This window comes from Nonomuraea sp. NPDC003709, assembly GCF_040610775.1.
GTDB classification, from domain to species: Bacteria; Actinomycetota; Actinomycetes; order Streptosporangiales; family Streptosporangiaceae; genus Nonomuraea; species Nonomuraea angiospora_A.
This window is the reverse complement of sequence record NZ_JBEXMW010000003.1, coordinates 213,410-239,855: the sequence shown is the minus strand read 5'-3', so window position 1 is coordinate 239,855 and position 26,446 is coordinate 213,410. Positions and strand designations below refer to the sequence as shown.

At 71.1% G+C, this 26,446-nt stretch carries 25 protein-coding genes; 15 read left to right on the top strand and 10 right to left on the bottom strand.

Annotation, left to right across the window (positions count from 1 at the left end; translation table 11 throughout):
• Positions 1–73 precede the first annotated feature (73 nt).
• The gene (locus ABZX61_RS09805; RefSeq protein ID WP_355193087.1) at positions 74–541 is read right to left on the bottom strand and encodes an ATP-binding protein; all 468 of its coding nucleotides are present in this window, start codon (positions 539–541) and stop codon (positions 74–76) included.
• Positions 542–744: 203 nt separating this feature from the next.
• Between ABZX61_RS09805 and ABZX61_RS09800 the strand changes: the two genes are divergently transcribed.
• On the top strand, positions 745–921 hold the full coding sequence (locus ABZX61_RS09800) for a hypothetical protein (protein ID WP_355193086.1): 177 nt from the start codon (positions 745–747) through the stop codon (positions 919–921).
• Positions 922–982: 61 nt separating this feature from the next.
• Here the strand turns inward: ABZX61_RS09800 and ABZX61_RS09795 are convergent, their stop codons facing one another.
• From ABZX61_RS09795 to ABZX61_RS09780, 4 genes are all read right to left on the bottom strand, one after another.
• On the bottom strand, positions 983–3,280 hold the full coding sequence (locus tag ABZX61_RS09795; RefSeq protein WP_355193084.1) for a xanthine dehydrogenase family protein molybdopterin-binding subunit: 2,298 nt from the start codon (positions 3,278–3,280) through the stop codon (positions 983–985).
• A gap of 70 nt (positions 3,281–3,350) precedes the next feature.
• Positions 3,351–4,811 (bottom strand): multicopper oxidase family protein, encoded by a 1,461-nt coding sequence (locus ABZX61_RS09790; protein ID WP_355193083.1) that lies wholly within the window; start codon positions 4,809–4,811, stop codon positions 3,351–3,353.
• Positions 4,808–5,197 carry a hypothetical protein gene (locus ABZX61_RS09785; RefSeq protein WP_350723988.1) on the bottom strand — a complete coding sequence of 130 codons (390 nt, stop codon included), beginning with the start codon at positions 5,195–5,197 and terminating at the stop codon, positions 4,808–4,810. The genes ABZX61_RS09790 and ABZX61_RS09785 overlap by 4 nt, the downstream gene beginning before the upstream one ends.
• Entirely contained in the window at positions 5,194–6,216 is a 1,023-nt protein-coding gene (locus ABZX61_RS09780) for a carboxymuconolactone decarboxylase family protein (RefSeq protein WP_355193080.1), read from the bottom strand. Before ABZX61_RS09780 ends, ABZX61_RS09785 begins: the two co-directional genes overlap by 4 nt.
• A 166-nt stretch (positions 6,217–6,382) precedes the next feature.
• On the opposite strand from ABZX61_RS09780, the gene ABZX61_RS09775 reads away from it, so the two are divergent.
• From ABZX61_RS09775 to ABZX61_RS09750, 6 genes are all read left to right on the top strand, one after another.
• The gene (locus ABZX61_RS09775) at positions 6,383–7,534 is read left to right on the top strand and encodes a sensor histidine kinase (protein ID WP_355193078.1); all 1,152 of its coding nucleotides are present in this window, start codon (positions 6,383–6,385) and stop codon (positions 7,532–7,534) included.
• Complete coding sequence (locus tag ABZX61_RS09770) at positions 7,531–8,190, top strand: response regulator transcription factor (protein WP_350723993.1); 660 nt, start codon at positions 7,531–7,533, stop codon at positions 8,188–8,190. Before ABZX61_RS09775 ends, ABZX61_RS09770 begins: the two co-directional genes overlap by 4 nt.
• A 19-nt stretch (positions 8,191–8,209) precedes the next feature.
• Positions 8,210–8,809, top strand: a complete 600-nt coding sequence (locus tag ABZX61_RS09765; protein ID WP_355193076.1) for a sulfite oxidase-like oxidoreductase — start codon at positions 8,210–8,212, stop codon at positions 8,807–8,809.
• A 1-nt stretch (position 8,810) separates the two neighbouring features.
• A complete protein-coding gene (locus tag ABZX61_RS09760) occupies positions 8,811–9,524 on the top strand; it encodes a ferredoxin reductase (RefSeq protein ID WP_355193074.1) in 714 nt (237 codons plus the stop codon).
• A gap of 11 nt (positions 9,525–9,535) precedes the next feature.
• Positions 9,536–9,802, top strand: a complete 267-nt coding sequence (locus tag ABZX61_RS09755) for a DUF6510 family protein (protein ID WP_185069447.1) — start codon at positions 9,536–9,538, stop codon at positions 9,800–9,802.
• A gap of 134 nt (positions 9,803–9,936) precedes the next feature.
• A complete protein-coding gene (locus ABZX61_RS09750; RefSeq protein WP_355193072.1) occupies positions 9,937–11,343 on the top strand; it encodes an LCP family protein in 1,407 nt (468 codons plus the stop codon).
• A gap of 338 nt (positions 11,344–11,681) precedes the next feature.
• Here ABZX61_RS09750 and ABZX61_RS09745 read toward each other — a convergent pair whose 3' ends face one another.
• Positions 11,682–12,248: an NAD(P)-binding domain-containing protein gene (locus ABZX61_RS09745; protein ID WP_355193070.1), complete on the bottom strand. Its 567-nt coding sequence runs from the start codon at positions 12,246–12,248 to the stop codon at positions 11,682–11,684.
• Positions 12,249–12,322: 74 nt separating this feature from the next.
• Entirely contained in the window at positions 12,323–12,919 is a 597-nt protein-coding gene (locus ABZX61_RS09740; RefSeq protein ID WP_355193068.1) for a TetR family transcriptional regulator C-terminal domain-containing protein, read from the bottom strand.
• A 65-nt stretch (positions 12,920–12,984) separates the two neighbouring features.
• Between ABZX61_RS09740 and ABZX61_RS09735 the strand changes: the two genes are divergently transcribed.
• The gene (locus ABZX61_RS09735; RefSeq protein WP_355193066.1) at positions 12,985–14,253 is read left to right on the top strand and encodes a cytochrome P450; all 1,269 of its coding nucleotides are present in this window, start codon (positions 12,985–12,987) and stop codon (positions 14,251–14,253) included.
• Here ABZX61_RS09735 and ABZX61_RS09730 read toward each other — a convergent pair.
• The gene (locus tag ABZX61_RS09730; protein WP_350724005.1) at positions 14,216–14,386 is read right to left on the bottom strand and encodes a DUF3073 family protein; all 171 of its coding nucleotides are present in this window, start codon (positions 14,384–14,386) and stop codon (positions 14,216–14,218) included. The two genes, ABZX61_RS09735 and ABZX61_RS09730, sit on opposite strands and share 38 nt — an antisense overlap.
• 87 nt (positions 14,387–14,473) lie before the next feature.
• On the opposite strand from ABZX61_RS09730, the gene ABZX61_RS09725 reads away from it, so the two are divergent.
• Positions 14,474–14,806 (top strand): metalloregulator ArsR/SmtB family transcription factor, encoded by a 333-nt coding sequence (locus ABZX61_RS09725; RefSeq protein WP_090938046.1) that lies wholly within the window; start codon positions 14,474–14,476, stop codon positions 14,804–14,806.
• Here ABZX61_RS09725 and ABZX61_RS09720 read toward each other — a convergent pair.
• The gene (locus tag ABZX61_RS09720; RefSeq protein WP_355193063.1) at positions 14,799–15,353 is read right to left on the bottom strand and encodes a hypothetical protein; all 555 of its coding nucleotides are present in this window, start codon (positions 15,351–15,353) and stop codon (positions 14,799–14,801) included. The genes ABZX61_RS09725 and ABZX61_RS09720 overlap by 8 nt on opposite strands.
• 77 nt (positions 15,354–15,430) lie before the next feature.
• On the opposite strand from ABZX61_RS09720, the gene ABZX61_RS09715 reads away from it, so the two are divergent.
• The 3 genes from ABZX61_RS09715 to ABZX61_RS09705 are packed head-to-tail and all read left to right on the top strand — an operon-like array spanning position 15,431 to position 17,774.
• Entirely contained in the window at positions 15,431–15,943 is a 513-nt protein-coding gene (locus ABZX61_RS09715) for a PadR family transcriptional regulator (RefSeq protein ID WP_350724009.1), read from the top strand.
• 10 nt (positions 15,944–15,953) lie between these two features.
• A complete protein-coding gene (locus ABZX61_RS09710; protein ID WP_355193061.1) occupies positions 15,954–16,832 on the top strand; it encodes a 1,4-dihydroxy-2-naphthoyl-CoA synthase in 879 nt (292 codons plus the stop codon).
• 27 nt (positions 16,833–16,859) lie between these two features.
• Entirely contained in the window at positions 16,860–17,774 is a 915-nt protein-coding gene (locus ABZX61_RS09705) for an aminoglycoside phosphotransferase family protein (protein ID WP_355193059.1), read from the top strand.
• Here ABZX61_RS09705 and ABZX61_RS09700 read toward each other — a convergent pair.
• Positions 17,762–18,676: an NADP-dependent oxidoreductase gene (locus ABZX61_RS09700; protein ID WP_355194045.1), complete on the bottom strand. Its 915-nt coding sequence runs from the start codon at positions 18,674–18,676 to the stop codon at positions 17,762–17,764. The genes ABZX61_RS09705 and ABZX61_RS09700 overlap by 13 nt on opposite strands.
• A 154-nt stretch (positions 18,677–18,830) precedes the next feature.
• Here ABZX61_RS09700 and ABZX61_RS09695 point away from each other — a divergent pair, with 154 nt between their 5' ends.
• The 3 genes from ABZX61_RS09695 to ABZX61_RS09685 are packed head-to-tail and all read left to right on the top strand — an operon-like array spanning position 18,831 to position 26,403.
• On the top strand, positions 18,831–19,382 hold the full coding sequence (locus tag ABZX61_RS09695; RefSeq protein ID WP_355193057.1) for a hypothetical protein: 552 nt from the start codon (positions 18,831–18,833) through the stop codon (positions 19,380–19,382).
• Positions 19,382–21,478 (top strand): flotillin family protein, encoded by a 2,097-nt coding sequence (locus ABZX61_RS09690; protein ID WP_355193055.1) that lies wholly within the window; start codon positions 19,382–19,384, stop codon positions 21,476–21,478. Before ABZX61_RS09695 ends, ABZX61_RS09690 begins: the two co-directional genes overlap by 1 nt.
• Positions 21,475–26,403: a DNA repair ATPase gene (locus ABZX61_RS09685; protein WP_355193053.1), complete on the top strand. Its 4,929-nt coding sequence runs from the start codon at positions 21,475–21,477 to the stop codon at positions 26,401–26,403. The genes ABZX61_RS09690 and ABZX61_RS09685 overlap by 4 nt, the downstream gene beginning before the upstream one ends.
• Positions 26,404–26,446: the final 43 nt, after the last annotated feature.

Genomic DNA, 26,446 nt, shown 5'->3' with positions numbered 1-26,446 from the left:
CCCCGGCTTGCGGCTGACACATTAACCGGATTTAGTCGGAAAGTCCCGATTTTTCCTGACTCAAATCGGAGGTTTAGGTCCCGGCCCTGATCGGCACCACGTTGCCGGGCGCCCCGCTGCGCGGCAGCGCGAACCAGGTGGCCTTGCCGACGAGATCAGGGTGGGTGACGTAGCGCTGGGGATGGCAGCCGTAGAACCCGTCGGAGAGCCTGGCGATGATCCGCAGCCCCCGCCCATGCTCGGCCCGCTCGTCCGGCGGGGCGGGCTCCGGCAGCAGCGGACTGCTGTCCACGACCACGCACATGATCTCTTTCGCGTCGATGTGCAGGGCCAGTTCGTACGGGCCGTCACCGTACATCAGAGCATTGGTGATCAATTCGCTCACCATGAGGACGGCGTCGTCAACGAGATCCGAACAAAGGGAGAGTGCCGACAATTCTTCGCGGATGATCGCCCGTGCGTGGCGCACCGTCCGGACGTCCTCGCGCAGCGGCCACACGTACTGCATCCGGCTCCGACGAGCTGATCGCAGCGTGGTCATGGCATCTCTTTCCTGTGTTTGCCGGGCTTCCGGGACAGAGGGACAGCGAATGCGCGTTTCACTCAACAAGAGAGCCTGCCTTTGGGTCGACGTACATGGCCGTCGAAACCTGTACGCACGGGGAGGCCTTTTGGGTCGAATCTTCGGTGAGAAATCGCAATTCTTTTTAACCGCCGCCCGAAACGACGGGTATGGGCCCTGCCATGAGCACTGACGAGAACACACCCGAGATCGACTCCCAGCCCCCCGCCGCCGCCCGGCGGCCGGGCCGGCGTGGAGAGCCGCCGCCGAAGCCCAAGACCGCGGGGATGCAAGCGCTGGAGCAGGCGCTGTCGCGGGCGGGCAAGGAGTTGAAGGACATCCTGTGGGTCCGGCCATGACCACTGGCTCCTGAGGGCCCTGTTCGCGTCGCCGCTGCCGAGGCCCGGCGACGCGACCGGCTCACGAGGTCTCGGCCACCCCCGCGAGCAGGGACCAGAGCGAGTACGGGGTCAAGGGGACGTCGGTGATCCGGCCGGCGATCTCCGGGAGGGCGGCGGCCACGGCGTTGGCGATGGCGGCCGGAGGACCGATCGTGCCCGACTCCCCCACCCCCTTCATCCCGCCGGGCGTCAGCGGCGACGGCGTCTCCAGCATCACGACCTCGATGTCCGGCACCTCCCGCGTCGTCGGCAGGAAGTAGTCGGTGATGGGCTGGCCTTCGGGGGTGTAGACGATCTCCTCGGTGAGCGCCTGGCCGATCCCCTGGACCACGCCGCCACGGATCTGGCCTTCCACGACGGCCGGATTGACCAGCACCCCGGCGTCGTTGACGACCCAGTAGCGCTCCACCTCGACGGCCCCGGTCTCCGGGTCCACGGCCACGGCGGCCGCGTGGGCCCCGTAGGCGAACGTGTAGGCGTCCGGGTCGTAGCTGACCCGTTCCTCCAGGCCCGGCTCGACCCCCTCGGGGAGGTCCCAGCCGCGCCACGCCGACGTGGCCAGCTCCCGCAGCGTGAGAGACGCCGCCGGGTCGCCCTTCACCCGCACCACGCCGTCGGCGATCTCCAGGTCGCCGGGGGCCGCCTCCAGGCGGTGCGCGGCCAGGGCCACGAGCTTGCCGCGCAGCCGCTCCGCGGCCCGGGTGAGCGCCCCGCCGCCGACCACGAGCGAGCGGCTGGCGATCGACCCGACCGACGAGTACGGCGTGGCCGCCGTGTCCCCCAGCACCACCCGTACCCGCTCGATCGGCACCCCGACCCGGTCGGCCGCGAGCTGGGCCAGCGCCGTCTCGATGCCCTGCCCTATCGACACCACCCCCGACGACACGACCACGGACGCGTCCTGCTCCATGCGCAGGAACACCGACTCGTAGCCGCCCGCCTGGATGCCGGCGTCCCTGAACTCCTTCGAGGGACCCATGCCGGTGGTCTCCACATGGCAGGAGTAGCCGATGCCGCGCCTGCGCCCGTCGGCCTTCTCGACCGGGGTGACCAGGTCGCGCAGGGTACGCAGGGCGTGCGGGTAGTCGCCGGAGTCGTAGCGCTGGTAGACGCGGTTCGTGTACGGCAGCTCGCCGGGCCCCAGCATGTTGCGCAGCCGCAGCTCGACCCGGTCGATCCCCAGCCTGCGGGCCGCCTCGTCGATCAGCCGCTCCCTGGTCAGGCTGCCCTCCGGCTGCCCGAACCCGCGGTAGGAGCCGGTCGGGGTGGTGTTCGTGACGACGCCGCGCACGCGTACCGCCACGCGGTCGAACCGGTACGGCCCCGGCAGCAGGGTGGCCGTCACCGCGAACGTCGACGCGCCCACGTTCGAGGGGTGCGCGCCGATGTCGCCGACCAGGTCCACGTACATCGCCACGAAGCGCCCGTCCCCGTCGAGCGCCAGCCGCCCCCGGTGCACGGCGGCCCGCGCCGGCAGCGTGGCGACCAACCGGTCGCCCGGCGACTCCGACCAGCTCACCGGCCGGCCCAGGCGCATCGAGGCCAGGCAGATGAGCGCCTCGTCCGGGTAGACGTGCTCCTTGCCGCCGAACCCGCCGCCCGTGTCGCGGCTGATGACGCGTACCCGGTCGTGGGAGAGCCCGAACGCCTCCGCCAGGTGCTCGCGCACCTGGTGCGGCGCCTGCGAGGAGGTGTGCACGGTCAGCTCGTCGTCGACGTACGAGGCCACCACGCCGCGCGGCTCCATCGGGTGCGGCGAGACGCGGCCCATCGTGAACGTCAGCTCCACGACGTGCGCGGCCCCCTCGACGAAGGCGGCGCAGTCCTCGTCGCCCATCGTGAAGTCGGTGAGCACGTTCGTGCCCCACTCCGGATACAGCAGCGGGGCCCCGTCCCGCATCGCCCGCTCCGTCCCGACCACCGCCGGCAGCTCGTCCAGCGAGAGGTCGACGAGCTCGGCGGCGTCCCTGGCGGCCTCGGGGGTGCGGGCGACGACGAGCGCGAGCGGCTGGCCCGCGTACCTGATGGCGTCGTCCAGCACCCGGTAGGACTGCAGCCGCTGGCCGGGGGACAGATGGACGCAGGGCAGGCGCAGGTCGGGGGCGTCGCCGGGGGTGATGACGTCGAGCACGCCCTCGACCGCCCAGGCCGCCTTGGCGTCGCAGCCGAGCAGCCGGCCGTGGGCGATGGGGCTGCGGACCACGTACGCGTGGACCGTTCCCGGCAGCCGCACCGCCCCGACGTACCTGCCTCGACCGGTCAGCAACCTGGCGTCTTCCCGCCGCGGCGTCCTGGCGCCGACATAAGGCTCACCCATGGTCCCGATTCTGAGCGCGCCCGCCCCGACTGTCGATGACCCCACCCCCTCCCGGTGGACCGACGCGGGGTCATACCACCTCGAAAGCCGCCATCATCGCCATGTCCTCGTGTTCGAGGTTGTGGCAGTGCAGCACGTACCGCCCCCGATAGTCGGTGAACCTGGTGACGATCTCGACGGTCTGGGCTTCGCGCAGCTCGACGGTGTCCTTCCACTCGGGCGGTCCCTGCGGGCGCTCACCGTTCACCGTCAGCACCTGGAAGTGGTCGAGATGCAGGTGCACGGGATGCGCGACGTCGCTGGTCAGCCGCCAGACCTCGATGTCCCCGAGCCTGGGCCTGGCCTCCATGCGCTTGGAGTCGAACGGCTTGCCGTTGATCAGCCAACCGGTGCCGCCGTGCATGCTGCCGCTGCTGAACTCGAAGTCCCGCGTCACCTTCGCCTTCCCGGGATCGAGCGCCTCCACCGTGGACAGCCGCTCCGGCACGGACGACTCGTCCTTCTCGTCCCGATCCACGGCGAACCGCATGACCCTCGCCTGCGCGCCCTCCCCCGCCAGGTTCCGCAGCTCGACCTGCTGGCCCACCTTGTACGCGGAGAAGTCGACCACCACGTCGGCCCGCTCGCCGGGAGCCAGCCGGAGCTGCCGCACCGTACGCGGCTGAGCCAGCAGCCCGCCGTCGGAGCCGATCTGGACCAGCGGCCCGCCGGTCGCCAGCTCGTACGTCCGGGCGTTGGAGGCGTTGCACAGCCGCAGCCGGTACCGGGCCCTGGCCACCCGCAGCTCGGGCCACGGCGCCCCGTTCACCAGGATCACGTCCCCGAGCACACCCCCCATGTACGCCTCCCGCACCCCGGGCCGGCCCTCCAGCGCCGGATACAGCATCGTGCCGTCGGCGGCGAACGACCGGTCGCAGATCAGCAGCGGCAGGTCGCGTTCCCCGGCGGGCAGCGGCAGCGCCTCCTCCTCCGCGTCCCGCACCAGGAACATCCCGGCCAGCCCGCGCCAGACCTGCGGCCCCGTGTAGTCCATGCGATGGTCGTGGTACCAGAGCGTGGCGGCCCGCTGCTCCAGCGGGAACACGTACTCGCGGGACGCCCCCGGCGCCACCAGGTCGGTGGGGAAGCCGTCGGACTCGGGCGGGGTGTGCCCGCCGTGCAGGTGCAGGACGGTCGGCTCGCCGAGCTGGTTGACCAGCTTCACGACGGTCCGCCGCCCGGCGCGCGCCTCGATGGTCGGGCCGGGGAACGTGCCCCCGTACCCCCAGATCCCGGTACGTAGGCCCGGCAGCACCTCCACCTCGGCCGCCCGCTCGGTCAGCTCGTAGAAGTCGGCCCCGCCCGCGCTGCGCACCGGCTTGGCCGTCTCCGGGACCGGCAGCGGCACCGCGTACGGCCTGGGCAGCGGCGCCGCGCTCGTCAGGAGCTGCGGCTGCGGGGTGCCGGCGATCAGCGAGCAGCCCGGCACCCCGGCCACCGCCACCGCGCCCAGTCCCAGCAGCCGCAGCACGTCGCGTCGTGTGGATGTCATCGCCGCGAGGTGACCCTGGCGAGCTGGGCGACCCCGCCGCCGAACATCATCACCCCGAGCGGCACGTGCACGGCCTTCACGTGGGCCGCGCCGAGGATCGCCGCCACCACCGTGGCCACCAGCAGCGCCACGGCCGGAGCGATGAACTTCGCGGTCCCCCCGCCCGGCCACCGGACGAGGATCGCCACGACGACGTGCGCGAGCCCGACGGCGAGCAGGGCGATCGCCGAGGCCATGTGCAGCGCCCGGCCGCCGGGCATGGAGAGCAGCAGGCCCGCCGTCACCGCCTGGACCAGCAGCGCGACGACGTGCAGGCCCGCCACGGCCGTCAACGCCCGCATGGGCCAGGTCACGGGCCGGACGGCAAGGGTGTGTTGCGCGGTCATGATCCATCTCCCGAGAGTGCTCGCGCGGGGAGGGCGTCCCCGTGTCCTGAGGCAGTGATCAAGGTCTCCATGCGTTCCATGGCCGAGGCCGCGCCGAACGCGCAGAGCCGTACCAGGTCCTCGTCCGGCCGCGAGCCGCGCCAGGCGGCCACGTCGGCGTCGGTCACCCGGTACGGCGCGAGCGCGGCGAGCAGGGCCAGCCGGGCCCCGGCGCGCTCCCCCGCCGGAACCTCGGCGAGCGGCGCGTCCAGCCAGGCGCCGCCCATGGGCGGGTGCTCCCCGTCCCAGGCCGCCACCGTGTCCGCCACGGCGGCGCGGGCGGCGTCCCCGAGCAGTTCCCCACCGGCGGCTCCGGCGGCCCGCAGCGCGGCGTAGGCGGTGCCGACGGCCTTGCCGGCGCCCCAGGCGGGCTCCGGCCGCGCGGGCAGGTCCGCGACCAGGGGCAGGCTCGCGCCCGGTGTCAGCCGCCTGCGCACGGTACGGGCCATCACCCGGCCGCCCACGCTCCTGACCAGGCGCGATTTCTGGAGGTTCGCGGGCAGGAGGTTCTCGGTGAGCAGGGCCGAGGCCATGCGGTTGATGAAGTGGAAGGTCAGCGCCGTGCCGATGTGCTCCGGCCCGATCTCCACCGCGCCGCGCCGCGACGTGGCCCAGGCCAGTAGCGCGGCGTGCTCGGGGTCGTCGGGCGTGCCGCCGGCGGCTATGGTCTCCGCCAGCCGGTGATCGCCGGTCGCGTGCAGCAGGGTCGTGTGCGCGGCCACGCAGAACGGGCACCGGTTCGCCAACGACACGCCCAGCGCCACGACCTCCTTCCCGGTCCTGGACGCGGTCCCGGCCAGCAGCGACTCGCGCAGGCTGGCCCAGGTCGCGGCGAGCACGTCCGGCGCGGGCGACAGCGTCAGGAAGACCGCCATGCGCGCCATGCCGAAGTCGTCCGCGAGTTGCGCGTAGACCTGGGCCACCCGGCCGGTCGCCGCCTGCGGCTGCACCGGCGTGACATAACGGAACTGTGTCTCCATAGCCGGACATCGTGGTACTTCTCATGCCTCGTGGCGTCGTGCCGTGGTCGACTCATGCACCTACCGCCCCGGAAGCACCTTCGTGCGGAGTACTGCGCCGGGAGTAGTCCGGAATTACATCCAGGCGGCGAGGCTTGTGCCCTGGTCAACGCTCTAATGTGCAGAGATGACCTTTCTGCGCGGATGGCACCCGCTCGCCGTGGACAGCGCGCTCGCCGCCGTCGTGGCCGTCATGCTGGCCGCCACCGTGCTGGTCACGCCGCAGGCGGGCGCCCTGGACCTGGCCGCCGTCCTGGTCGGCTCGCTCTCCCTCGTCGCGTGGCGCCGCGCGCCCCTGGTGCCGCTGGTCGTCGGCACGGTCAGCATGCTCGTCTTCTCCGTGCACGCCCAGCCGGGCCCGCCCGCCGCCTTCCCCGTGCTGATGGCCGTCTTCGCCGCGGTATGGGCCGGACACCGGCTGCTGCCCGCGCTGGCGAGCGCGGTGTTCCTGGGCGTCAGCCTGGCGATCAACCTGGCCACCGCGACCGGGCAGAGCCCCAAGGACATCGTCCAGGGAACGACGCTGCTGCTCGGCTGGTTCCTGGCGTCGGGGGTGACGGCGACGGTCACCCGGCAGCGGCAGGCGTACCTGGAGCAGGTCGAGCAGCGGGCCGTGGAGGCCGAGCGCACCCGCGAGGAGGTCGCGCGCCGGCGCGCGGGCGAGGAGCGGCTCAGGATCGCCAGGGAGCTGCACGACTCGCTCACGCACAGCATCTCGGTCATCAAGGTGCAGGCGGGCGTGGCCGTGCACCTGGCCCGCAAGCGCGGCGAGGACGTGCCAGGGGCGCTGCTGGCCATCCAGGAGGCCAGCGGGGACGCCATGCGCGAGCTGCGCGCCACGCTGGAGGTGCTGCGCGACACCGACGCCCCGGACGGCTCCGGCGCGCAGGACAGCCGGCTCGACCGGCTCGACGACCTGGTGGAGCGGGCCCGCTCGACCGGGCTGGCCGCCACGGTGACGATCTCGGGGGTACGGCACGAGCTGCCGCCCGAGGTCGACCGGGCCGCGTACCGGATCGTCCAGGAGGCGCTCACCAACGTCTCCAGGCACGCGGGCGGGGCGGCGGCGTCCGTACGCGTCGACTTCGGCGGCGACGAGCTCGTCGTGCAGGTGGACGACGACGGCCTGGCGAGCAGGGACGCGCCGCCCGTGCCCGGCGTGGGCCTGCTCGGCATGCGCGAGCGGGTCACGGCGCTCGGCGGCCGGCTGCGGGCCGAGCCCCGCCCGGAGGGCGGCTTCACCGTACGCGCAGAGCTTCCACTGGGGGAACCGACGTGATCCGCGTGCTGCTCGTGGACGACCAGGCACTCATCCGCGGCGGCTTCCGCGCCCTGCTGGAGGCCGAGGACGACATCGAGGTCGTGGCCGAGGCCGCCAACGGCGAGCAGGCCCTCGCCCTCGCCCTCGAACACCTGCCCGACGTGGCGCTCGTCGACGTCCAGATGCCGGTGATGGACGGCATCGAGGCGACCCGGCGCATCGCGGCCGACGAGCGGCTGAGCGAGGTCCACGTCGTGATCCTCACCAACTACGGCCTCGACGAGTACGTCTTCAACGCGCTCAGGGCGGGTGCGAGCGGGTTCCTGGTCAAGGACACCGAGCCCGCCGACCTGCTGCAGGGCGTCAGGGTCGCGGCCCGCGGCGACGCGCTGCTGTCCCCCGCCATCACCCGCCGCCTCATCGGCGAGTACGTGGCCCGCCGCCCCGAGCCGGACCCGCAGGGCCTGGAGGTGCTCACCAACCGCGAGCGCGAGGTGACCGCGCTGGTCGCCCGCGGCATGTCCAACGACGAGATCGCCGCGCACATGGTGATCAGCCCGACCACCGCTAAGACGCACGTCAGCAGGGCCATGACCAAGCTGCGGGCACGCGATCGGGCACAGCTCGTGGTCTTCGCGTACGAGTCGGGCCTGGTGACACCGCGTCAGAGCTGATCGCGTGATGAAATGAGGCGTGAACATCATTTCGCGCGGTTTCCGCGGACGGCACCGGCCGGACGGCGACCGGGTGCCGCCGGGGCAGTACCTCGTCGACGACTTCCCCGTGCTGTCGGCCGGGCCGACGCCGCGGGTGCCGCTGGACCGGTGGGAGTTCGCCATCGACACCGAGGCGGAGCAGACCCACCGCTGGTCGTGGCAGGAGTTCATGGCGCTGCCCAGTGAGACTCCCACGGCCGACATCCACTGCGTGACCAAGTGGACCAAGCTGGACACCACCTGGGAGGGCGTCTCGCTCGACGTGCTCTTCGAGGACGTCGAGACCGCCGCCGAATACGCGCTCATCTATTCGTACGGCGGCTACACCACGAACCTCCCGCTCGAGGACCTCCTCGACGGCAAGGCGTGGATCGTGCACCGCTTCGACGGCGAGGAGCTGGAGCCGCGGCACGGCGGCCCGGCCCGGCTGATCGTGCCGCACCTGTACTTCTGGAAGTCGGCCAAGTGGGTACGCGGCATCCGGCTGCTGAACGAGGACTGGCCCGGCTTCTGGGAGACCGCCGGCTACCACAACTACGGCGACCCGTGGCGCGAGCAGCGCTACGAGGGCGACTGAGGTGCGCCGCCTGGTCTGGCGGGCGGCCGAGCTCGCCGAGATCGTCACCGAGACCGCGACCGCGCGCACGCTGCGGTTCCGGGTGCCCGAATGGCCGGGGCACCTGGCGGGGCAGCACGTGGACGTGCGGCTGACGGCCGAGGACGGCTACACCGCGCAGCGCAGCTACTCGCTGGCCGGCCCCGCCGACGGCGACCTCGTCGATCTGACCGTGGAGACCGCGCCGGACGGCGAGGTGTCGCCGTACCTGACCGAGGTCATCGAGGTCGGCGACCAGGTCGAGCTGCGCGGCCCGGTGGGCGGCTGGTTCGTCTGGCGGCCGGAGAGCAAGGCGCCGGTCGTGCTGGTGGCCGGCGGGTCGGGGATCGTGCCGCTGATGGCGATGATCAGGGCGCGCAGGCAGGCGGGCAGCCGGGTGCCGTTCCGCCTGCTCTACTCGCTGCGCGACCCGGACCGCCGCTACTACGCCGAGGAACTGCGCCGCCCCGACCCGGGGCTCGACGTCTCCTACCTCTACACCAGGTCCGCGCCGTCCGGCGTGTCCCGCCCGGCGGGGCGGATCATGCTGGACGATCTGGCCGAGGGCGGCTGGCCCGCGACCTTCGAGCCCGACTGCTACGTGTGCGGGCCGACAGGGTTCGTGGAGGCGGCGGCCGACCTGCTGCTCGCGCTGGGGCACGCGCCCGAGCGCATCCGTACCGAACGCTTCGGATAGGGGGAGCTCACATGACCGCAGAACACCTCGACGGCAACGCGCTGGCGGGCCCGCTCGGAGAGATCTTCGCCGTGGACGTCACCGCCGCCACCGGCCGCTGCGCGAGCTGCGGCCTCGCGGGCCCGGTCGCCTCGCTCCGCGTGTACGGCCCCGACCCCGGGCTGGTGGCCCGGTGCCCCGGCTGCGAGGAGGTGATCCTCCGGCTGGTACGCGGCCCGGGTACGGCCTGGCTCGACCTGCGCGGCACGGTTTCACTGCGCGTTAACCTGCCCGACTGACGACGTTGGGGACAGATCGTTCCTCATGAAGGTGCCCGACTGAGTACACTCGGGCAGGTTCAACCGGCCGAGATCTGTACGGCGAGGCTCTTGGCCATGGGCGGCGACCCGCGGCCCCGTCCCTCTGGAGTCACGTGAGCAGCGGGCTAGTCGACGCGCCCCCGTCCGAACCGAGCGCGCCACCCCGGCGGCGCCGCCGCTGGCTGCGCTGGACGATCGCGGTCACCGTGACCGTGGTCCTCCTGGTCGCGGGCGTGGCCGTCGGCGTCTACGCGAAGCTGACCGGCAACGTCAAGCACATCGACGTCACCGCCGACGACCTCGGCGCCACCCGGCCGCCCAAGGTCGCGGGCACCGCCATGAACGTCCTGGTCGTCGGATCGGACCAGCGCGACGGCAAGAACGCCAAGTACGGTCACCACATCGCGGGCGAGCGCACCGACACGATCATGCTCGTGCACGTGTCGTCCAAGCGCGACAACGCGATGGTCGTCAGCTTCCCGCGCGACTCGCTCGTCCAGCTCCCCGCCTGCCGCGCCACCGGCGGCCTGCCCGGCCAGCGGCCGCACCTGGGCATGATCAACGAGTCGTTCAACTCCGGCGGCATCGCCTGCACCTGGAAGACGATCGAGACGCTCACCCACATCCGCATCGACCACTTCGTGAAGGTCGACTTCACCGGCTTCAAGAGCATGGTCAACGCCATCGGCGGCGTCGAGATCTGCCTGCCCGAGCCGGTGAACGACAAGAAGGCCCTGCTCCACCTGCCCGCCGGGCGGCAGACGCTCACCGGCGAGCAGGCGCTCGGCTACGTACGCGCCCGCTACAGCATGGGCGACGGCTCGGACATCGGGCGCATCCAGCGGCAGCAGATGTTCATCGCGTCGATGGTCAAGAAGGTCATGAGCGGCGAGACGCTCACCGACCCCGCCAAGCTGCTGGGCATCCTCGACGCCGGCACCAAGGCGGTGACCACCGACCGCGGCCTGAACTTCGGCGTCATGAAGGACCTCGCGACCAGCCTCCAGGGTCTGAACGCCGGGCAGATCCGCTTCATCACCACCCCCTGGCACTACTCCCTCACCCAGCCCGGCCGGGTCGAGTGGGTGCAGCCACAGGCCGGCCACCTGTTCCAGATCGTGGCCAAGGACCAGAGCGTCCAGGGTGTCAAGGGCGGCCAGGCCAAGGTGGGCCGTACCAAGATCCAGATCGAGCTCCGCAACGGCACCTGGCGCAGCGGCCTCGGCACCCAGGTGGCCGCCGTCCTGGAGCAGCGCGGCTACCACATCACCAAGATCGGCGACTCGGCCCGCAAGCCGCAGGCCAAGACCACCCTCCTGTACGGGCCCAACGGCGAGACCCGCGTCCCCACCCTCACCAACGACCTCCAGAACTCCACGCTGCGGAAGGTGGCGGGGGCGCAGACGAACCGGCTGGTGCTGGTGATCGGCTCGGACTGGACGGGGCTGAAGCCGTTGCGCGCGGACGACACGGAGTCGATCAAGGGCTTCGACGCCACCCACGACACCTGCGCCACCTGACCCCCGCCCCACCCGGCACCGGGGACGGCGTCCCGCGCGTCGGCCCCAGGGGCGCATCCCCGGCGCGCCACCGCACAAGAGCGCCGAGCCCCACCGCACCACGTCCCGCCGACGCGGCGCGCCGACAACCGGCACCGCAAACGCTCCGACGGGGGCTAGGGTCCGCCGTCGGCCAGCGCGCATTCGCCGACCTCGGCCCACACCCTCCGGCGCCGGGTCGGCGGGACGGTGGGCGGCAGCGCAATGCGCACGACGGCACCCGGGCGGCGATCAGCGCTGCGGGTGGGGCGTGTGGCGGGGCCGGGAGCGGGGGTTCGGTGGCCGGGCGTAGTGGGGGGTCAGAGGGCGTCGGAGAGGCCGCCGCCGTCGATGGCGGTGAAGCCGGCGTCCTCGATCAGCGGCACCACCGCCTTCTTGGCCGCCTCGTCGTCCCCCCAGTAGGGCATGTCGGCCCGCGACCCGCCCCGCTGCCCCACCGTCCCCAGCGTCAGCAGTTCCTTCGAGTACTTCGTGTTGAACGTCCGCACCAGCCGGACCTCCGCCCCGAGCACGTGCTGCTGGTACTGCGGGCTGGTGAGCCCGCCGGGGACGGCGACCACCACGGACAGGCCGTCCCGTTCGGCGATCGGGTTGCTGGGGTCGACGACGATCTTGCCGGAGAGCGCGCCGTCGAGCTCCGCCGACACGGCGCGGAACGCCTCCCACCCCACCGCCAGCACGATGACCTCGCCGAACCGCGCGGCCTCGCTCGGCGTGCCGCCTTGGGCCTGCCCGCCGGTCGCCGCCGTGGCCGCCTCCACGCGGCCGGGGTCGGCGTCGCTGAAGAACACCTCGTGTCCGCCCGTCGACAGCAGGCGGCCGAGAGGCACGCCGAGTCTTCCAGAACCCACGATTGACACACGCATGTCTTGATCACCTCGTCACCGAAAAGAACCCACCAGACCCCGCCGGTGACATTCCTCCCCAGGTCAGAGGCTTGCTACGCGATGAGCGACGAGAGAGCGGCGAGGGAATCGACGACCTGCCGGGCATTGGGCGTGGCGGCCGGGTCGAGCAGCCACTGCAGCAGCAGCCCGTCGGTGATGGCCACCAGCACCGACACGAGCACCTCGGGCGCCACCGGCAGCTCGATGTCGAACTGGGCGACGGCCCGGCGCACCATGTCGGCGCCCGCACGGCGGCAGCGGGCGTACGACTCGGCCAGCCGTTCCCGCAGCACGCTCTCGCGCAGCGCCGCCGGGTAGCCCTCGACGAAGACCACGAGCCGCGGCCGCAGTTCCTCGAACCTGTCGACCAGCTCCGTCATGGCGCGCTCCAGCATCTCCCGCGCGCTGCCCGGCTCCGAGCTGAACATCGCCCGCTCGACCTCGGCGATCCACTGGTCGAAGAACTCGGCGAGGGCCTCGTTCAGCAGCGCGTCCTTGCCGCCGAAGTGGTAGCCGATGGAGGCCAGGTTGGTACCTGATGCGGCTACCAGGTCCCGGGCCGTCGTACGGGCATAGCCCTTCTCCTGCAGGCAGCTCACCGCTCCCGCCAGCAGTCTCTCCCGGTATCCACCGGCCTCTGTTCGTGCCACGTGATCCATGCTACAGATGTATACAAGCGTCTATGACGGACGTACGTACACAAGGAAGGTCGGAAATGATTCCTCCAGGGCCGAGACTCCCCTCGGCGGTGCAGACGGCATGGTTCATCCGGGACGCGCCCGGCATGCTCACCAGGCTCCGGCGCAAGTACGGGCCGATCTTCACGGTCCGCTTCACCGGCCTCCCGCCGGAGGTCTACGTGACCACCGGAGAGCTGGCCGAGCAGGTCTTCCGGACCGACCACGGCGGCGGGCGCGCGGGCGAGGCGAGGCGCGAGTTCCTCGCGCACATGGTGGGCGAGCACTCCGTCCTCACGCTCGACGGCGACCCGTGGTGGCGGCACCGCAAGCTGCTCAACCCGCCGCTGCGCGCCAAGCAGGTCGCCGGCTACCGCGACGACATCGCGGCCATAGCGGCGGAGCGGATCGCGACCTGGCCGCTGGGCAGGCCGTTCGCGCTGCGCGACCGCATGCAGGACATCACGCTGGAGATCATCATCCGGTTGATCTTCGGCATCCGGGACGCCGGGCGCGTCAGCCGGCTCCGCGCGCTGCTGCCCCACCTGATCGAGACCGGCGGGTCCCCGCTGATCCCCATGCTCCCGGAGAAGTTCCGCAGGATCCCGTTCGGGCCCTACCCCCGGTTCGTACGGGTGAGCGCCGAGGTGGACGCGATCCTGTTCGACGAGATCCGCCGCCGCCGGGCCGCGCCAGGAGGCACCGACGTGCTCGGCCGCCTGCTGGACACCGAGCTGGGCGACCATGAGATCCGCGACGAACTGATCACCATGCTCCTCGCCGGGCACGAGACCACCGCCACCGGCCTCGCCTGGGCCTTCGAACGGCTCCTGCGCATGCCCGAGATCCTCGACCGGCTCCCCGACGACGAGACCTACCTCGACGCGGTGGTCAAGGAGGTGCTGCGGGTCAGGCCGGTCGTCTACGAGGCGCCGAGAATGCTCGACGCCCCGCTACGACTCGGTGAGTACGAGATCCCCGCCGGATGGTACGCCGGACCGTTCATCCCGCTCGTGCACCACGACCCCGCCGCCTTCCCCGAACCCGACGAGTTCCGCCCGGAGCGCTTTCTCGACGGGCCCCAGAGCAGGGCCTGGATGCCGTTCGGCGGCGGGCGGCGCTTCTGCGTCGGCGCGCAGCTGGCGCTGCTGGAGATGCGGGTCATCATCCGCGAGGTACTGCACCGCCTGGAGCTCACGGCACCCGATCAGGCACCGGAGGCCAGGCGGCTGAAGAACGTCACGCTCGCACCCGCGAACCTGACCCGCGTCACTGCGCGCGCTCGGACTCCTGCTCGGACGCCGTAGGCGGATAGATCTCCTCGCTACGCGCATCGGCTCCCAACTCCTCGCGAAGCCGGTCATAGTCGATGCTGTGGTTGGTGTACTTCAGCTGGCGAGCGACCTTCGTCTGCTTCGCCTTGGCTCTTCCTCGGCCCATGGCTACTCCCTAGTCCCCGCTGTCATGCTATCCAACAACGTTACGACTTGAAGAATTATGCAACTGCGCTGGATTAGTCTGGGCTATATGCACGTGGAGGTCCACCAGGCCAAGGCCGACTTCTTCAGAACGCTCGGCCACCCCGCTCGCATCCGAGTGTTGGAGCTACTCCAGGAAGGGCCGCTTCCCGTCCGGGATCTGCTGGCCCAGATCGACATCGAGGCCTCGAGCCTCTCCCAGCAGCTCGCCGTCCTGCGCAGAGCGGGGATCGTGAGCGCGATTCGCGAGGGCAGCACCGTCGTCTACACGCTGGCCACACCCGAGCTGGCCGACCTGCTCGGGGCTGCCCGCAGGATTCTCACCGACATGCTCGCCGACCAGGGCGAACTGCTCGCGGAGCTGCGAGCGGAGGTCACTTAGCCGGCGCCTGCCGCACGCGCTTGGGGTACCAGGCCGTGAAGACGGCGGGCAGAACGAATGTGAGCACCTTGATGGCGATGACGAGCGTCGTCGCGTGAGGTGAGACGGAAAGCACGAGCGTCAGGGAGGCCGCGGCGACGGTGAAGGCCGCCGCCCAGACCGTGGTGATCAACGCGTTGACGCGGTAGAACCGCGGGGTCTCCCAGACCTCCTTCGGCGCCATCGTGCGCGCGATGCCGAGCGTGAAGGGCCTGCGGATCGCCAGCGAGCCCCAGGCGGTGCCCGCCAGCCAGACGTTGACCAGCGCGGGGCCGTACGGAGTGAGCGGCGAGTGCGGGGCCACCAGCGACAGCGCCGTGAGGCAGGCGAAGAACACCGCCGCGCTGCTCTCGATCACCATCTCGTCCCAGGCCTTGCCCGCCCTGCGGTCGATGACGACGAGGCCGAGGGCGATGACGAGCCCGGTGATGGCGCCCCAGCGCCACTCGTCGCTGGTCGCGATGACCGCGTAGACGATCCAGGGCAGGAAGCCGAGCAGACCGCGCATGGTGGGGCGTCCTTTCACATTCCTAAACTGACATGTCGAAGCTAGAACATCCTGCGCTGATATGTCAATATAGGAATATGAGCCTTCGACACGCCGTGCTGGGACTGCTCTCCGAGGGGCCCGCGAGCGGATACGACCTGATGAAGATGTTCGACATCTCGTTGTCGAACGTGTGGCCCGCCACACAGAGCCAGCTCTACGCGGAGCTGGGCAAACTGGCCGACGCGGGTCTCGTGGACGTGTCGGCCGAGGGCCCGCGCGGCCGCAAGGAGTACGCGGTCACCGAGGCGGGCCTGGCCGAGCTGCGCCACTGGATCACCGAGGTCGAGCCGACCAGGGTCCTGCGCAGCGACATGCTGCTCCGCGTGTTCTTCCTGGCCCAGGTCGCGCCCGAGCAGGCCCGCGGATACCTCCGCCACCAGGCCGAACACGTCCGCAAGCACGTGGAGCACCTGGAGGGCCTCCGCGAGTTCCTCGAGAACCGCGAGGACAACCTCTCGGCGTACGGCCGGATCAGCCTCGAATACGGCCTGCGGCTGGGCAAGGCCCAGCAGGAGTGGGCCGAATGGGCCGAAGGTCAGATCCGTTAGGCTCTGGCGCATGGTCTCCGAGCTGTTCGATCCCAAGGCGTGGCAGGCGGTCGAGGGATTCGACTTCACCGACATCACCTACCACCGGGCAGTCGACCAGGGCACGGTGCGGATCGCGTTCAACCGCCCCGAGGTGCGCAACGCCTTCCGCCCACAGACCGTGGACGAGCTCTACCGCGCGCTCGACCACGCCAGGCAGACCACCGACGTCGGCTGCGTGCTGCTCACCGGCAACGGCCCCTCGCCCAAGGACGGCGGGTGGGCCTTCTGCTCCGGCGGCGACCAGCGCATCAGGGGCAAGGACGGCTACCAGTACGCCGACGGCTCGGCGGCCACCGGGCGGCTGCACATCCTGGAGGTGCAGCGGCTCATCCGGTTCATGCCCAAGATCGTGATCTGCGTGGTGCCCGGCTGGGCCGCGGGCGGCGGCCACAGCCTGCACGTCGTGGCGGATCTCACACTGGCCAGCGCCGAGCACGCCCGCTTCAAGCAGACCGACGCCGACGTGGCCAGCTTCGACGGCGGCTTCGGCTCGGCCTACCTCGCGCGACAGGTCGGGCAGAAGTTCGCCCGCGAGATCTTCTTCCTCGGCGACACCTACACGGCGGCCGACGCGCACCGCATGGGCATGGTCAACGCCGTCGTCCCGCACGAGGAGCTGGAGCGCACGGCCCTGGAGTGGGGCCGCAAGATCAATGGCAAGTCGCCGACGGCGCAGCGCATGCTCAAGTTCGCCTTCAACGCGATCGACGACGGGCTCGTTGGGCAGCAGGTGTTCGCCGGTGAGGCGACGCGGCTGGCGTACATGACGGAGGAGGCCGCCGAGGGGCGCGACTCCTTCCTGCAGAAGCGCGAGCCCGACTGGTCGCCGTACCCCTGGCACTTCTGAACCGGCGTCCCCGGGCAGACTGGGGGCATGAAGATCAGGGTGCCGGAGGCGTTGACCGAGTCCCACGTGAAATACGACGGGGAGGCCGGTCGCGCCTGGTCCGCGGGGCTGCCCGCGCTGGCCGAGCGTTACCTGGAGGAGTGGGCGCTGCGGCTGGACGGGGAGTCCAGGCACGGGGTGGTGTCCCTCGTGCTGCCCGTCGTACGCGAGGACGGCACGAAGGCGGCGCTCAAGCTCCAGCCCGTCAACGACGAGAACGCCACCGAGGCCCCCGGCCTGCGCACCTGGGCCGGTGACGCGTCGGTGCTGCTGCTCGACTCCGACCCCGGGACCGGCACCCTGCTGCTCGAACGGCTGGAGGCCGACCGCTCCCTGTCCGGCATGCCGGACGACATGAAGGCCCTGGGCATCCTCGCGGACCTCCTGGCCCGCCTGGTGTCCTACCTGGCACCCGAGGGGATGCGCCGGCTGGGCGACATCGCGCGGGCCATGCTGGACGACGTGGACGGGGCCGTGGCGAAGCTGCCCCGCGAGAGCGACCGCCACTGGATCCGCTACTGCGCGGGCGCCGTCGGTGAGCTCGTCCCCGAGCCGGGCGACCGGCTGCTGCACTGGGACCTGCACTACGACAACGTGCTGGCCGCCGACCGGGAGCCGTGGCTGAGCATCGACCCCAAGCCGCTGGCGGGCGACCCGGGGTTCGACCTGCTGCCCGCCCTGCACAACCGCTGGGACGACGTGGTCGCGACCGGCGACGTGCGGCGGGCCGTGCTGCGCCGCTTCGACCTCATGGTGGACCGGCTCGGCCTCGACCCCCGGCGGGCTGCCGGGTGGACGCTCGGCCGGGTGCTGCAGAACGCCCTGTGGGACGTCAAGGACGGGGAGACCGAGCTCAACGAGATCGGCCTCGCCGTGGCCGAGGCCGTGCGTCAGCGGATCTGAAGGACGATCTTGCCCTGGCCGTGGCCGGTCTCGATCTCCCGGTGCGCCTCCGCCGCGTCCTCCAGCGGGTACGTCCTGCGTACCGGGAACGTGAAGGCGCCCTCGGCGTACAGGCGGGCATAGCGCCCGAGCCGCTCGGCGGAGCGCTGCCCCTGCACCACCCGGACGCCCAGCTCGGCCGCCTTGCCGTGCTCGACCAGCGTGACGATCCGGGCGCGGTCCTTGACCAGCTCGATCGAGACCTCCAGCGCGTGACCTCCGGCCCCGTCGAGCGCGGCGTCCACACCGTCCGGGGCGAGCGCGCGTACCCGGTCGGCGAGCCCTTCGCCGTAGACCACCGGGATGGCGCCGAGATCGCGCAGGTAGTCGTGGTTGGCCTCGCGGGCCGTGCCGATCACCGTGGCCCCGCGCCGCCGGGCGATCTGCACGGCGGCCGTGCCCACGGACCCCGCCGCGCCGTGCACGAGCAGCGTCTCGCCCTCCGCGAGGCCGAGCCCGTCGATCGCCAGCTCGGCGGTCTGCACACCCGAGGTCAGCCCGCCGGCCACCTCCCACGGCACCTCCGCCGGCTTGGGCGCCACGTCCGTCCCCGGCACCACGATGTACTCGGCATAGGCGTACAGCGCCGAGAACCCGAGCACCTCGTCCCCCGTGGACACCCCGGTCACCCCGTCGCCCACCTGGTCCACCACGCCCGCGAACTCGTTGCCCGGAATGCGCGGGAAGGGGGTGGGGCCCATGTACGGCGGCAACCACCCCGCCCGTACGGCCGTGTCGAACGGCTGCACGCCGGCCGCGCGCACCCGCACCCTGACCTGGCCGGGACCCGCCTGCGGCGCGGGCAGCTCCATCACCTTCAGGACCTCCGGGCCGCCGGGTTCGGCGAAGGCCGCGGCTCTCATCACGTCAGTCATGAGCCCAACCCTGCAACCTCAACCTAAGTAGAGGTCAAGCAGGGAAAAGTCGCCAGACTTTTCGGGAACTTTCCGCTTTAGTCGTGCTTTATCTGTATATAGTCCGTCAGGACATCAACGGGGGATGGGCACACGGGGCGGGATGATCGAGTTCTTAGACACCGTACTGAGCTTTCCGACGGTCATTTTCACTTTCCTTCTCGTGGTGGTCATCGGCTATTGGCTGACCGTGATCACCGGGCTGTTCGAACTGGAAGATGACGCCACCTGGCTGGGCCTCGGGGGAGTCCCGGCCGGGATCGTGCTTTCGCTGTTGATTGCCCTGGCCTGGTTGCTCTGCCTGATAGGCAGCGTGGTGGCGAGTGGCGGCCTGCTGATCGCCGTCCCCTTCGCCGCACCGGCCGGGGCCTGGCTGGCCATCCGTGGCCTGCTGGGTCCGCTACGCAGGCTGTTCCCCGCCGGGGACCGGCACTCGCGTGGTGACTTCGTCGGCCAGATGTGTGTGATCCGCACCGGCGCGACCACCCCTGACTTCGGCCAGGCCGAGGTCACGGCCGCCGACGGCTCGTCCGCGATCGTGCAGGTACGCACGACCGGCGAGGACCGCCTCGCCCGCGGCGACGACGCACTCATCTTCGAATACGACAAAGACGGCGAATTCTTCTGGGTCATGCCCTACGAAAGTGAGCACTGATGGACGTCATCTCCACCGGCTTCGGCGTATTTCTCGCCGTCATCCTGGTCATCGTGATTGGCCTGCTCGCCGTCATCGGCCGCCTTTTCCGCAAGGTGGATCAGGGCAAGGCACTGATCATCTCCAAGGTCAACAAAGTGGACGTGACGTTCACCGGCGCCGTCGTCTTACCGGTCGTCCACAAAGCCGAGACCATGGACATCTCGGTCAAGACCATCGAGATCGAGCGGACCGGCCGCGAAGGGCTCATCTGCCAGGACAACATCAGGGCCGACATCAAGATCACGTTCTTCGTCCGCGTGAACAAGACCGCCGAGGACGTCATCAAGGTCGCCCAGGCCATCGGCACCGTGCGCGCCAGTGACGAGTCGACGCTGCAGGAGCTGTTCAGCGCGAAGTTCTCCGAGGCGCTCAAGACGGCCGGCAAGCAGCTCGACTTCGTGGACCTCTACACCAAGCGCGACGAGTTCAGGGACCAGATCGTCCGGCTCATCGGCACGGACCTGAACGGCTACAGCCTCGAGGACGCCGCCATCGACTACCTCGAGCAGACCTCGCTCATGCAGCTCGACAAGAGCAACATCCTCGACGCGCAGGGCATCCGCAAGATCACCGAGCTGACGGCGATCGAGCACGTGCGCACGAACGAGTTCCAGCGCAACGAGGAGAAGGAGATCACCCGCCAGAACGTCGACGCCCGCGAGGCCATCCTGGAGCTGCAGCGCCGCCAGGCCGACGCCGAGCTCAAGCAGCGGCGGGAGATCGAGACCGTCAAGGCCCGCGAGGAGGCGGAGATCGCCCGCGTGCAGGCCGAGGAGCGGCTGCGCGCCCAGAGCGCGAACATCAAGGCCGACGAGCAGCTCGGCGTGCAGAACGAGAACCGCGCCCGTGAGATCGCGGTCGCCGAGAAGAACCGCGAGCGCGTGATCGCGATCGAGTCCGAGCGGATCGAGAAGGACCGCGTGCTGGAGGTCATCGCCCGCGAGCGGGAGACCGAGCTGTCGCGCATCGCCAAGGACAAAGAGGTCGAGACCGAGAAGCGGACCATCGCCGAGGTCATCCGCGAGCGCATCGCCGTCGACAAGACCGTGGCCGAGCAGGAGGAGAGCATCAAGCGGCTGCGCGTGGTCGAGGAGGCCGAGCGCACCCGCCAGACCGTGATCATCGCCGCCGAGGCCGAGGCCCAGGAGAACCTGGTCAAGGACATCAAGGCGGCCGAGGCCGCGGAGGCCGCGTCCAAGTTCAGAGCGCGCGAGGAGCTGGTGCTCGCCGAGGCCAGGCAGCAGGCGGCCGAGCTGGAGACCAGGGCCAAGATCCGGCTGGCCGAGGGCATCCAGGCCGAGTCGGCCGCGGCAGGGCTGGCGGAGGTGCAGGTCAAGGAGCGCGACGCCGAGGCCATCGAGAAGGTGGGCCGCGCGGAGGCGCTGGTGCTGAAGGAGCGGCTGGCCGCCGAGGCCGAGGGCGCCAAGTCCATGGCGCTGGTCGAGGGCGACCGGCTCAAGGCGCAGGCCGCGGGTGAGCAGGCGATGGCGCTGGCCGGGGCGGCCGCGGTGGGCGAGAAGCTCAAGGCCGAGGCCGAGGGTCTCACGCAGAAGGCGGCCGCGATGGCGGCGCTGGACGAGGCCAGCAGGGCGCACGAGGAGTACCGCCTGCGCCTGGAGGCCGACAAGGAGATCAGGCTCAAGCACATCGACGTGTCGCGGCAGGTGGCGGAGTCGCAGGCCAGCGTGCTGGCCGCCGGTCTCGCCAAGGCGAACATCGACATCGTCGGCGGCGACACGATGTTCTTCGACAAGGTGGTCGGGTCCATCACCGCGGGCAAGGTGGTCGACGGGTTCGTGGACCACTCGCAGGTCGCGGGCGCGCTGGTCTCGCCGTACGTGAACGGCTCGGCCAGCCTGGCGACCGACCTGGCGAACGTGATCGGCGGCGTGCGTACCGAGGACATCAAGAACCTGACCGTCTCCGCCCTCCTCATGCGGCTCATCCAGGACGGCGGCCCGCAGGCGACGGCGCTCGGCGAGCTGCTGGAGACGGCCCGCAGGCTCGGCGTGGCCGACTCCCCCGTGGCGGCGCTCGCCGGGGCCGCTCGGTGACCGAGCTGGAGGCGGGGACTTACGAGGTCCTCAGGAACAGGCTCCAGGCCCAGGCCAAGACCCTGACGGCGGCGGCCGAGGCGCTCAACGGGGCGCGGCTGAAGGTGTTCGGGGGCGCGGAGCTGCGCCTGCTGGGCACCGAGCGGATCCGCACGGAGAACAACTGCGTCCCCAGGGACATCGTCTCCCTGGGCGACGTGATGCTCTTCGGCTACAACGTCTTCATCGGGCTGAAGCCGGAGACGGCGGTGGCGGACGTGTTCGCGGTGCACCGGTTCTCCAGGGACGGTGACGCGTTCAGGTTCGACGCCGACAAGCTGGAGACGCTGGACGATCCGGCGTTCAAGAAGGACTTCGCCGAGCTGTACCGGTACTACAAGGAGACCAGGCTGCAGCAGCTGCGGCGGGTCGAGGGCAAGCTGCTGGCGGTGTTCCAGACGGGGCCGGCGGACCTGCGGGTGCTGCGGTGGACGGTCGACAACGGCGGAGTCCCGAAATATGTGGATAGCCGGGGGGAGCGGGACCACACCTTCCCCCCGTCCCACGACTTCGAGTGGACGCCGACCACGCGCGACGACCACGTGCTCGGACGGCACCCGCACATCTCGATCGAGGGAGAGGTGTTCGTCGAGACGGTCGGCGGCGACCTGACCATCAAGATCGAGAACAACACGGAGACCGGCGCCGGCATCTACGCCGAGCCGGTCGCCGAACCGCTGCAGAGCCTGGCGGACGCCGACGTCGAGTACGCCAGGGTCGGGCCGCTCGTCCTCATGCGGATCAGGCCGTACAAGGAGACCGAGTGGCGCCACCTGGTCTTCAACACCCGCACCAAGGCGGTCATCAGACTCGACGGCCTCGGCCAGGCGTGCCAGCGCCTGCCCGAGGACCAGGGGCTGATCTTCCCCGGCGGCTACTACCTGGCGACCGGGGCCAGCAAGACGTTCGACACGGACGTGACGGACCTGGAGTTCGAGCGGGTGGTCCGCTCGCCCAACGGCGAGGACGTCCTGTACGTCTTCCACGCCAGGGGTGACGGGCGCTCGCTGCTGCTGCCGTACAACGTGATCAGGAAGGAGGTCGCCAACCCCATCGTCTGTCACGGCTACTCGCTGTTCGACGACGGCACTATGGTGGTCTTCCGCGCGACCTCCGACGAGCCCACCCGGGTGCACCCGATGCAGGTCTGGCAGACGCCGTACGTCTCCGACACGTACGCCGCCGCCCAGCCCGCCGGGACGGGACCCCTGGAGCGCATCGGCAACGCGGAGCTGGTGCGCGGCATCTCCGACTGCCTGTCCGTGTCGCGGATGGTCGAGGAGATGGCGGCGTCCGCGGGGACGTTCGAAGGGCTGATCGCGGCCTGCACGCGGACGTTCGACTCCTATCACTGGCTCGAGGAGCACGGCCTGAGCGGGCCGCTCGCCGACGTGCGGGCCACGGCCGAGCAGGTGCTGGACGAGTACGAGAACGTCGAGCAGCTCACCCGCCAGGCCGCCGAGGCGCTCGCCACCGCCTCCGAGGAAACCACCCACCTGGTACGCGAGGCGCGGGCGGACAGTCCCGTCACCGCGGACGCCTGGGTCGACACGCTGGCCACGCTGCGGCGGGCCCAGGGCCGCCTGGTGACGTTGCGCGAGACCCGCTACATCGACCTGGCCGGCCTGGACGCGCTGTCCTCCTCCGTGACGGAGGAGCTGGCGTCCGTCGGCAGGCGGGCGGTCGAGTTCCTGCAGGGTGCGGACGCGTTCACCGCCTACCACGCGGCCGTCGAGGAGCTCGCCGCCGGGGCGGCCGCGATCGGCACGGTCGCGGAGGCCGCCCCCGTAGCGGACCGGCTGGCCGCGCAGGCGGAGGGACTGGAGGTGGTGACGGAGGTCGTCGGCTCGCTGGACATCGCCGACGCGACCGTACGCACCTCCATCCTGGGCCGGATCGCCGAGGTCCTCGGCGGGGTGAACCGGGCGCGCGCCATCCTGGACGGGCGCCGGCGCGAGCTGCTCGGGACGGAGGGGCGGGCCGCGTTCGCCGCCGAGTTCGCCCTGCTCGGCCAGGCCATCACGGGCGCGCTGGCGATGGCGGACACCCCGGCCAAGTGCGACGAACAGCTCGGGCGGCTGATGCTGCAGCTGGAGACCCTGGAGTCGCGCTTCGGCGAGTTCGACGACTTCGCGGCGCAGCTGTCGGCCAAGCGGGAGGACGTCTACGAGGCGTTCTCGGCCCGCAAGCAGACCCAGCTCGACGACCTCGCCCGGCGCGCCGACCGCGTCTTCGCCTCCGCCGAACGCATCCTGGGCAGCATCACCCGCCGCCTCGGCGCCCTCGCCTCCCTGGACGATGTCAACACGTACTTCGCCACCGACCCGATGGTGGCCAAGGTCCGCTCGGCCGCCGTCGAGCTGCGCTCGCTCGGGGACGCCGTACGGGCCGAGGAGCTGGACGGGCGCGTCAAGTCCGCCCAGCAGGAGGCGGGCCGGGCCCTCCGGGATCGCCTCGACCTCTTCTCCGACGGCGGGGAGACGCTCCGGCTCGGCCGCCACCGCTTCGCCGTCAACACCCAGCCCATCGACCTGACGCTGGTGCCGCACGGGAGCGGGTCAAACGAGCCCGGAAGCGGCCGTGAGCATGAGCGCGTGTCCATGCACTTCGCGATCACCGGGACCGACTACCGCTCGCCGGTGCCCGCCTCTTTCGCCGACACCCGGCCCTTCTGGGACCAGCTGCTGGTGTCGGAGACGCCTGAGGTGTACCGGGGCGAGCACCTGGCCGCCTCGCTCCTGGACTCCCTCTCCCCCGGCGTCGCTCTTGAGGACGCGGTGCGGCAGGCGGTGGAGTCGCGCTATGACGAGGGGTACGAGCGCGGGGTCCACGACCACGACGCCGCTGCCATCCTGGACGTGCTGGTACGGCTGCGGTCGGGGGCGGGGTTGCTGCGGTACCCGGCCGAGGTGCGGGCGGCGGCGCAGCTGTTCTGGGCCTTCGGGTTGGACGAGGTTTCACGTAAAACATTCACCACGCGCGCCGTGTCGCTCGTCCGCGCCCGCGCCGTCTTCGGCCCCACCCCTGCCCTGGACTCGCTGGCGGTCGAGCTGGAGACGTTGATCGCGGACTTCGTCGGCGGCCTCCGCCCGAACCCACCGGGCGCGCTGGCAGCGGGCCTCCGCACGCCGGCGCCCGACCCTACCGTCACGGGGGCCGGGCTTGCGGGGGAGTATCTCGTCGAGGAGCTGGGCAGCAGCCCGTTCGGGTTCGTGACCGGCAAGGCGGCGCGCGACCTCCTCGACGGCTTCCGCCAGACCCTGGGCCCGGCCAAGCTCCGGGAGTTCGAGGACGAGCTCAAGAGCGTCCCGCTCCCCGAGCGCCTGCAACTGGCCCACGCCTGGATGGCCGCCTACCACCAGGGCCCCGAGGTGGCGGAGGCCATCGCGGTGCAGCTGTGCGACGTCCCCCGCCACGACTCCAGCGCCGCCGTCCAGGAGACCGTGGACGGCCTCCTGGGCGCCCACCCCCGCATCAAGGACCGCAAACTCGACATCCGGCTGGACGAGCTCCTCACCAGGACACGCCGCTTCCGCCAGGAGCGCGTCCCGGCGTACCGGGCCTACCAGCGGCGCAGGAGCGAGCTGGTCGAGGCCGAGCGCCACCGCCTGCGCCTGGACGAGTACAAGCCCAAGGTCATGAGCGCCTTCGTGCGCAACCGCCTGCTCGACGAGGTGTACCTGCCGCTGATCGGCGACAACCTGGCCAAGCAGCTCGGCGCGGCGGGCGCGGGCAAGCGTACCGACCAGATGGGCCTCCTCCTGCTCATCTCACCGCCCGGCTACGGCAAGACGACCCTGATGGAGTACGTGGCCAGCCGCCTGGGCCTGGTGTTCGTCAAGGTGAACGGCCCGGCCCTGGGCCACGAGGTGACCTCGCTGGACCCGGCGGACGCGCCCGACGCGACGGCCAGGCAGGAGGTGGAGAAGATCTCGTTCGCGCTGGAGACGGGCAACAACACGCTGCTCTACCTCGACGACATCCAGCACACCTCGCCGGAGCTGCTGCAGAAGTTCATCTCGCTCTGTGACGCCCAGCGGCGCATCGAGGGCGTGTGGAACGGCCGCACCCGCACGTACGACCTGCGTGGCAAGCGGTTCGCGGTGTGCATGGCGGGCAACCCGTACACCGAGTCCGGCCAGCGTTTCCGCATTCCCGACATGCTGGCCAACCGCGCCGACGTCTGGAACCTGGGCGACGTCCTGTCGGGCAAGGACGACCTGTTCGCGCTGAGCTATGTGGATAACGCGCTGACCTCCAACCCGGTGCTCGCGCCGCTCTCCGGCCGCGACCGCGCGGACGTCGAGCTCCTCGTACGGCTCGCCAGGGGCGACACGACCGTCCAGCCCGACCAGCTCCGTCACCCGTACAGCAAGCCGGAGCTGGATCAGATCCTCAGCGTGCTGGCCAAGCTCGTACGCGTTCAGGAGGTCGTGCTGGCCAACAACCAGGCCTACATCGCCTCGGCCGCCCAGTCCGACGCGGCCCGCACCGAGCCCCCGTACCGGCTGCAGGGCTCGTACCGCAACATGAACAAGCTGGCCGAGCGCATCGTCCCCGCCATGAACGACGCCGAGCTGGAAGCGGTGATCGACGACCACTACCTGGGAGAGGCCCAGACCCTGACCACGGACGCCGAGGCCAACCTGCTCAAACTGGCCGAACTGCGCGGCCGCCTCACCCCCGCCCAGGCCGGACGCTGGGCGGAGATCAAGACCGCCTACCTCAGGGCCAAGGCCCTGGGCGGCGCCGACGACGACCCGATGGCCCGGGCCGTGGGCGCCCTCGGCCTGCTGGCCGACCGCGTGAGCGAGGTCGGCACCGCCATCCGCGAAGCCGACCGCGTGGGCGAGGTGGACACGACCGTTCGCGAAGCCGACCGCTAGGCAACCGGCCCCGGTTCGCTCGCTCTGGTGCGGCGGCCCGTGA

What these genes read in the sequence shown, in the direction of transcription:
- ABZX61_RS09700 (WP_355194045.1), bottom strand. Translation starts at nt 18,676, where the DNA reads ATGAGAGCCGCGGCCTTCGCCGAACCCGGCGGCCCGGAGGTCCTGAAG.
- ABZX61_RS09780 (WP_355193080.1), bottom strand. Translation starts at nt 6,216, where the DNA reads ATGGAGACACAGTTCCGTTATGTCACGCCGGTGCAGCCGCAGGCGGCG.
- ABZX61_RS09775 (WP_355193078.1), top strand. Translation starts at nt 6,383, where the DNA reads ATGACCTTTCTGCGCGGATGGCACCCGCTCGCCGTGGACAGCGCGCTC.
- ABZX61_RS09805 (WP_355193087.1), bottom strand. Translation starts at nt 541, where the DNA reads ATGACCACGCTGCGATCAGCTCGTCGGAGCCGGATGCAGTACGTGTGG.
- ABZX61_RS09705 (WP_355193059.1), top strand. Translation starts at nt 16,860, where the DNA reads ATGAAGATCAGGGTGCCGGAGGCGTTGACCGAGTCCCACGTGAAATAC.
- ABZX61_RS09790 (WP_355193083.1), bottom strand. Translation starts at nt 4,811, where the DNA reads ATGACATCCACACGACGCGACGTGCTGCGGCTGCTGGGACTGGGCGCG.
- ABZX61_RS09725 (WP_090938046.1), top strand. Translation starts at nt 14,474, where the DNA reads ATGCACGTGGAGGTCCACCAGGCCAAGGCCGACTTCTTCAGAACGCTC.
- ABZX61_RS09695 (WP_355193057.1), top strand. Translation starts at nt 18,831, where the DNA reads ATGATCGAGTTCTTAGACACCGTACTGAGCTTTCCGACGGTCATTTTC.
- ABZX61_RS09720 (WP_355193063.1), bottom strand. Translation starts at nt 15,353, where the DNA reads ATGCGCGGTCTGCTCGGCTTCCTGCCCTGGATCGTCTACGCGGTCATC.
- ABZX61_RS09785 (WP_350723988.1), bottom strand. Translation starts at nt 5,197, where the DNA reads ATGACCGCGCAACACACCCTTGCCGTCCGGCCCGTGACCTGGCCCATG.
- ABZX61_RS09710 (WP_355193061.1), top strand. Translation starts at nt 15,954, where the DNA reads ATGGTCTCCGAGCTGTTCGATCCCAAGGCGTGGCAGGCGGTCGAGGGA.
- ABZX61_RS09690 (WP_355193055.1), top strand. Translation starts at nt 19,382, where the DNA reads ATGGACGTCATCTCCACCGGCTTCGGCGTATTTCTCGCCGTCATCCTG.
- ABZX61_RS09745 (WP_355193070.1), bottom strand. Translation starts at nt 12,248, where the DNA reads ATGCGTGTGTCAATCGTGGGTTCTGGAAGACTCGGCGTGCCTCTCGGC.
- ABZX61_RS09735 (WP_355193066.1), top strand. Translation starts at nt 12,985, where the DNA reads ATGATTCCTCCAGGGCCGAGACTCCCCTCGGCGGTGCAGACGGCATGG.
- ABZX61_RS09715 (WP_350724009.1), top strand. Translation starts at nt 15,431, where the DNA reads ATGAGCCTTCGACACGCCGTGCTGGGACTGCTCTCCGAGGGGCCCGCG.
- ABZX61_RS09800 (WP_355193086.1), top strand. Translation starts at nt 745, where the DNA reads ATGAGCACTGACGAGAACACACCCGAGATCGACTCCCAGCCCCCCGCC.
- ABZX61_RS09755 (WP_185069447.1), top strand. Translation starts at nt 9,536, where the DNA reads ATGACCGCAGAACACCTCGACGGCAACGCGCTGGCGGGCCCGCTCGGA.
- ABZX61_RS09730 (WP_350724005.1), bottom strand. Translation starts at nt 14,386, where the DNA reads ATGGGCCGAGGAAGAGCCAAGGCGAAGCAGACGAAGGTCGCTCGCCAG.
- ABZX61_RS09795 (WP_355193084.1), bottom strand. Translation starts at nt 3,280, where the DNA reads ATGGGTGAGCCTTATGTCGGCGCCAGGACGCCGCGGCGGGAAGACGCC.